The sequence below is a fragment of the Mycobacterium sp. UM_Kg27 genome, from assembly GCF_000972905.1.
In the GTDB taxonomy this organism is placed as follows: Bacteria; Actinomycetota; Actinomycetes; order Mycobacteriales; family Mycobacteriaceae; genus Mycobacterium.
Genome location: NZ_JRMM01000200.1, coordinates 1 through 5229, shown reverse-complemented (window position 1 = coordinate 5229; position 5229 = coordinate 1). Strand labels below are relative to the sequence as shown.

Below are 5229 nucleotides of genomic sequence, written 5' to 3'. Positions count from 1 at the left end.
AGATGTGTATAAGAGACAGTCCAGAAGCAGATCATCAGCAAACGTCTGCTGGCCGACTACCGCATCTGACGCCATGTCTGCTCCCGACTTCAGCACCCGGCCGCAGTTGTCGCAAGCCGTCGCTCGCTTCGTGCGCCAGCGGATCTTCGACGGCGGCTACGCCGCGGGGTCCTACGTCCGATTGGACCAGCTCGCAACGGAATTGGGCATCAGTGTCACTCCGGTGCGGGAGGCGCTGTTCGAGCTGCGCGCTGAAGGCCTGCTCGACCAGCTGCCGCATCGCGGGTTCGTCGTGTTGCCGGTGACCGAGCGTGATCTGGCCGATGTCGCCGAGGTCCAGGCGTTCGTGGGCGGTGAGCTGGCGGCGCGGGCCGCGGCCGGGATCACCGAGGAGCAGTTGAGCGAGCTCAATGAGATTCAGTCCCGGCTGGAGCAGGCCTACGCCGGCGACGACGAAGAGCGCACCGTGCGGCTCAACCACGATTTTCACCGGGCGATCAATGTCGCCGCCGCCTCACCCAAGCTGGCCCAAATGATGTCGCAGATAACCCGGTATGCGCCCGAGGCCGTTTTCCCGGGGATCGCAGGGTGGCCGGAGCGGTCGATGGCCGATCATCGGCGGGTGCTCGCCGCGCTGGCGGCACACGATCAGACGCTGGCGCGTACCGCGATGGCCGAGCACTTGGCGGCCGGCGTGCTGCCACTCGTCGAGCATTTGACCGATCGTGGTGTGGTGGAACGCGAAGACGGCGACGCGCAGGCCGATCAGCGCCCGTCGGCGACGGGGACGTGAGACCGTATCAACCTATGCAGAACCACACTTTCCTGACTTACGAAGAGTTCGGGCGCAAGTTCTTCGAGGTCGCGGTCACCGAAGAACGAGTGGCAGCTGCGTTCGCCGTCATCGCCGGTGACGAGTTCGAGATGCCCACCATGCGGCAGGGTCCGGGCGGCATCGCCAAGGTCAGCGCCAAGGTGCGCGTTCAGGAGCCGCGGGTGGCACGCGGTCTGGGGGATCTGCTGACGTTCGCGATCCACATTCCGCTGGAGATCGACCTGCTCATCGACCTTCGTCTGGACAAGCAACGATTCACCGTGGCCGGCGACATCGCCCTGCACGCCACCGCCCGCGCCGCCGAACCGTTGCTGCTGATCATCGACGTACCCAAGCCACGGTCCTCGGACATCACCGTCGAGGTGTCGTCGACGTCCATCCGCGGCGAGCTGCTGCGGATCTTCGCCGGCGTCGACGGGGAGATCCGGCGCTTCATCGCGCACTACGTGGCAGACGAGATCGACAGCCCGCAGTCCCAGCAGGCGCAGATCATCGACGTGGCCGAGCAGCTGGACTCGGCCTGGACCGGGATCTGATCGCTCGCGGCTGCGACCGCTACGGGTAGGGGATCGCCGGAATCGCCGGAATCGCCGGGATGGCGGGAATCGCCGGGATCGCCGGAATCGCGGGAATGGCCGGGACTGCGGGCGCAGACGGAGCCCGCGGTACCGCCGAGGCGGCCGGAGCCTGTTTCGCGGTGGGCTCGACAACCGGAGCGGCACTGGTGAGCGGGGCGTCCGGGAGCGCGGTCGGACCGGGTTCGGGCTCGCCGGCCTCGCTGTCGGCGGGCGGCACCGGCGCCATCGGGGCGGCGGGAGCCTGGGTGACCTCACCGTAGGTGTCTTCCTCGGAATCACTGTCGCAGGCGCCACAGGCGGTCGCCACCGCACCCACGGCGAGCCCCACCGCTACCACCGACAGGACTGACTTTCCGATACCGCGTCTGCGCATGGATTCTCCCCGTTGTTCAGTTGCCTCATGTCACCCTACGACGCGGCGGTGGATCAGGCGGGCCGGCCATCGACAAGATCAGACCGCGGCTGCGCAGTGTCCTGATCCCGCAGATGCGGCGCGGCCTGACAGGTGTTCCTGTCAGGCCGCGGCAGCCCTCATCTCCCGGGGATCGGCTCAGATCGTCTGATGGCGGCCGAAGAACTTGTGGTCTTCGCTGTAGCCGCCGTGGCCGCTGCCGATCTCCTTATAACTCTCGACGAACTCGATGCCCTTGATCCATTTCACCAGCTTGTAGCCGTGCTGCAGCTCGTTGCGCAGCCGCAGCGGCCGGCCGTGCATGTAGGGCAGCGGCTGGTCATTCATGTTGTAGGCCAGCATCGACATGTGGTGCCACATCTGGTCGACCGGGTGTGCGTTGTAGAAGATGCCGCCGGTGGCGCCCAGGCCCATCGAGTAGAAGATCGCCCACTTGGCCTGCGGAAGCGGTTTGACGATCTCCATGATCGTCGACATCTGCACGCCGCCCCATTTGGCCACGCCGGACCAGGCCTGCACGCACATGTGCTGGGTGATCTGGTCGTGATACGGCAGGGCCTTGAGGTCCTCCAGCGAGAACTCCATCGGGTTCTCGACCAGGCCGTAGACCTTGAGTCGCCAGTCCTTGAAGTCTCCTGCCTCGTATTCCTTGTACTCGACGGTCTCCGGCAGCCGGCCGTTGCGCCAGTGGAACGGCGAGATGTCGTCCTCGGTGAAGGTCCCGGGCTCGGGGTTCAGATGTTCCAGGGCCCGCTGGAACGGCCCGATGAGGGCATAGCCGATCTTCTGGACGACCCGCGGGTAGCGCAGGGTGAGCGGCGTGGCCGCGATCCAGCCGATGGTGCACACCACCGCCGCCACGCAGAAGACGTAGAAGCCCGTCGCGCTATGGCATTCCGGGCCCGCGCCTTCCGCACATCCCCGGGCGGCGAACATGTGGTTGAGATTGTCGAAGGCGTCGGTAGCGAACACCATGGTGACGTGCACGAGGATGAACAGCAGGAAATAGACCAGCACTACGAAGTGCAGGGAGCGGGCGATCTGCAGGTTGAGTCGCATGTGCTTGCTGATCAGCCCCAGCCGCTGTGATAGCGCCGGGGACATGCCCAGCGCGGTGATCAGCGCGGCGGGAGCAGCCACGAACACCGTGACGAAGTAGGAGATCAGCTGCAGCGCGTTGTAGTTGGTCCAGGTGTGGTCGTCCGGCCAGTCCAGCGATGCGTACTGGATCATCACCGAGGCAGCGTGCGGAATGATGTCCCAGCTGGTCGGAACGATACGGCGCCACTGACCGGTGGTGAACAGCAGGACATAGAAGACCGCACCGTTGAGCAGCCACAACACCCCCAGGCCCATGTGCCACCAGCGGGCCAGCCCGATCGAATGCCGGAAGCCCGGTAGCCCGAACTGCGCCGGCAGCGCGACGGTGTCGGCATTGGCCGTCCAGTAAGGGTCGTCCGGGACCGGCGGCCCCACCCGCAGCCATTCGTCCTTGCCGGGGGTGGAGTTGCGGCTGAAGTACAGCCGCGGGTGGTCACAGAGAATCTGGATGCCGGCGCGGATGATGAAGATCATCATGAACAGGTTGAAGAAGTGGGTCCACCCGGCCCAGGCCGGCAGGCCCCCGGCGACTTCGGTGGACGGGCTGCTGCCGGGATACCTGGTGATGAAGTCCTCGATGCCCGGCATGTGCCGAATGCCCTTGCCGATCGCGACCATCGCCACCATTCCGACGAAACCGATCGGAATCAGCCACAGCAGGTTGAACCACTTGTCGCGGCCGATACGCAGGTGCGGGGCGACCGCGCGGCGGCTGAGGTCGAAACCGCCGCCGTAGGTCTCGACGTCGACGGTCTCGTTGTGGTTTTTGTGGATCTCTGCCCGGTAGCCCTGTTCCAGCTCCAACTCGACGTCCACGACGTCCGCGGAGTAGTCGACTTGCCGGGTGGTTTCTTTCGTTGCTGGTGAGGTCGCGGGACCCCGCGGGTCGAGTTGCCCTCCAGCACCCTGTCCATCAATCGCGGTCACCTATCGACGGTAGCGCGAAAAACCTCGTGACCCGATACTCTGACATCAGATACGCAGGCTTCTGACAGGAAACTCAGGTACCGCAAGTGCGGATTACGGCGGTCGCCGACGGCCGCTGCGCCCCGGCCTGCGCCATCCCGGCTCGCCGACCGGGCCGATCGGGCGTTCGCGGCGATTATTTCGGTGGACAAACCACCGTTTTCCATTGGGCGCGACGCAGGTGAGCTCACCCGGCTCTGGCGCTTAACAGACCGTTCATCTAACGCGGTCATAATTCGCGCAAGAACAGGCGAAGTGCGTTTCGCCATCGCCATCAGATTGCAATCTGCGCCGCGGGCAGTCGTAGCGCGACACGGCTAGCATGCGCAGTGAAGAAACTTGTGACCAGGCAGGGGTAGATGACGACCTATACGGGACCGGCACCGCGCCGTAATCCGGCAGCGCTGCGGGCTGGGGTTGGGGCGCGCCGTGGCTGACGAACAGCGGGGACCCGGTTACGGCCTTGGGCTGTCGACACGGACCCAGATGACGGGGTACCAGTTCCTGGCTCGACGGACTGCGATGGCGTTGACGCGCTGGCAGGTTCGGATGGAAGTAGAGCCCGGCCGGCGCCAGTCGCTGGCCGTGGTGGCTTCCGTGTCGGCCGCGGCGGTCGTCTGCCTCGGTGCACTGCTGTGGTCGTTCTTGAGTCCCTCGGGCCAGATGAACGAATCGCCGATCATCGCCGACCGTGATTCCGGCGCCCTGTATGTGCGGGTCGGCGACACCATATATCCGGCACTGAATTTGGCCTCGGCGCGGCTGATCGCGGGCCGGGCCGACAACCCGCACAAGGTGCGCTCCACTCAAATAGCCGAGCAGCCGCACGGCCCGCTGGTCGGAATTCCCGGCGCGCCGTCGGACATCCTGCCCACGGCGCCCTCGACATCGTCGTGGCTGATCTGCGACACCGTCGCCAACGTCCAGGGCGTCGGTGCGCCGTCGCCGGTGACCGTGACGGTGATCGACGGCGCCCCGGAACTCAACTCCCGCCGCCGGGTGCTGGACGGACCCGACGCGGTGGTGCTGCGCTACGGCAATGACTCCTGGGTGGTTCGCCAAGGCCGCCGCTCGCGCATCGACGCCGCCGACCGGGCGGTGCTGCTGCCGCTGGGGCTGACCCCCGAGCAGGTCGACCACGCCCGCCCGATGAGCCAGGCGTTGTTCGACGCGTTGCCGGTGGGCCCGGAACTGGCGGTGCCCTTCGTGCCCGAGGCGGGTCAGCCGCCGGCCTTCCCGAATGCTCCCGGCCCGGTGGGCATGGTGTTCACCACGCCGCAGCTGGCTGGGCCGCAACAGTATTCGGTCTGTCTCTTATACACATCTGACGCTGCCGA

5 protein-coding genes are annotated in these 5229 nt (G+C 66.2%); 3 read left to right on the top strand and 2 right to left on the bottom strand.

Features of this window, described 5'->3' with window-relative positions; genetic code table 11:
• Nucleotides 1-73: 73 nt before the first annotated feature.
• On the top strand, nucleotides 74-793 hold the full coding sequence (locus LI94_RS20095) for a GntR family transcriptional regulator (RefSeq protein WP_024442070.1): 720 nt from the start codon (nucleotides 74-76) through the stop codon (nucleotides 791-793).
• A gap of 14 nt (nucleotides 794-807) precedes the next feature.
• Nucleotides 808-1371, top strand: coding sequence for a hypothetical protein (locus tag LI94_RS20090; protein ID WP_024442071.1), 564 nt, complete (start codon nucleotides 808-810; stop codon nucleotides 1369-1371).
• Nucleotides 1372-1390: 19 nt separating this feature from the next.
• On the opposite strand, the gene LI94_RS20085 is transcribed toward LI94_RS20090, so the two are convergent.
• Entirely contained in the window at nucleotides 1391-1786 is a 396-nt protein-coding gene (locus LI94_RS20085) for a hypothetical protein (RefSeq protein ID WP_125078980.1), read from the bottom strand.
• Between the two features lie 177 nt (nucleotides 1787-1963).
• Complete coding sequence (locus LI94_RS20080; protein ID WP_036457671.1) at nucleotides 1964-3730, bottom strand: molybdopterin-dependent oxidoreductase; 1767 nt, start codon at nucleotides 3728-3730, stop codon at nucleotides 1964-1966.
• 591 nt (nucleotides 3731-4321) lie between these two features.
• Between LI94_RS20080 and eccB the strand changes: the two genes are divergently transcribed.
• The coding region (gene eccB, locus LI94_RS20075; RefSeq protein ID WP_046302315.1) for a type VII secretion protein EccB at nucleotides 4322-5229 on the top strand (908 nt) is incomplete at its 3' end.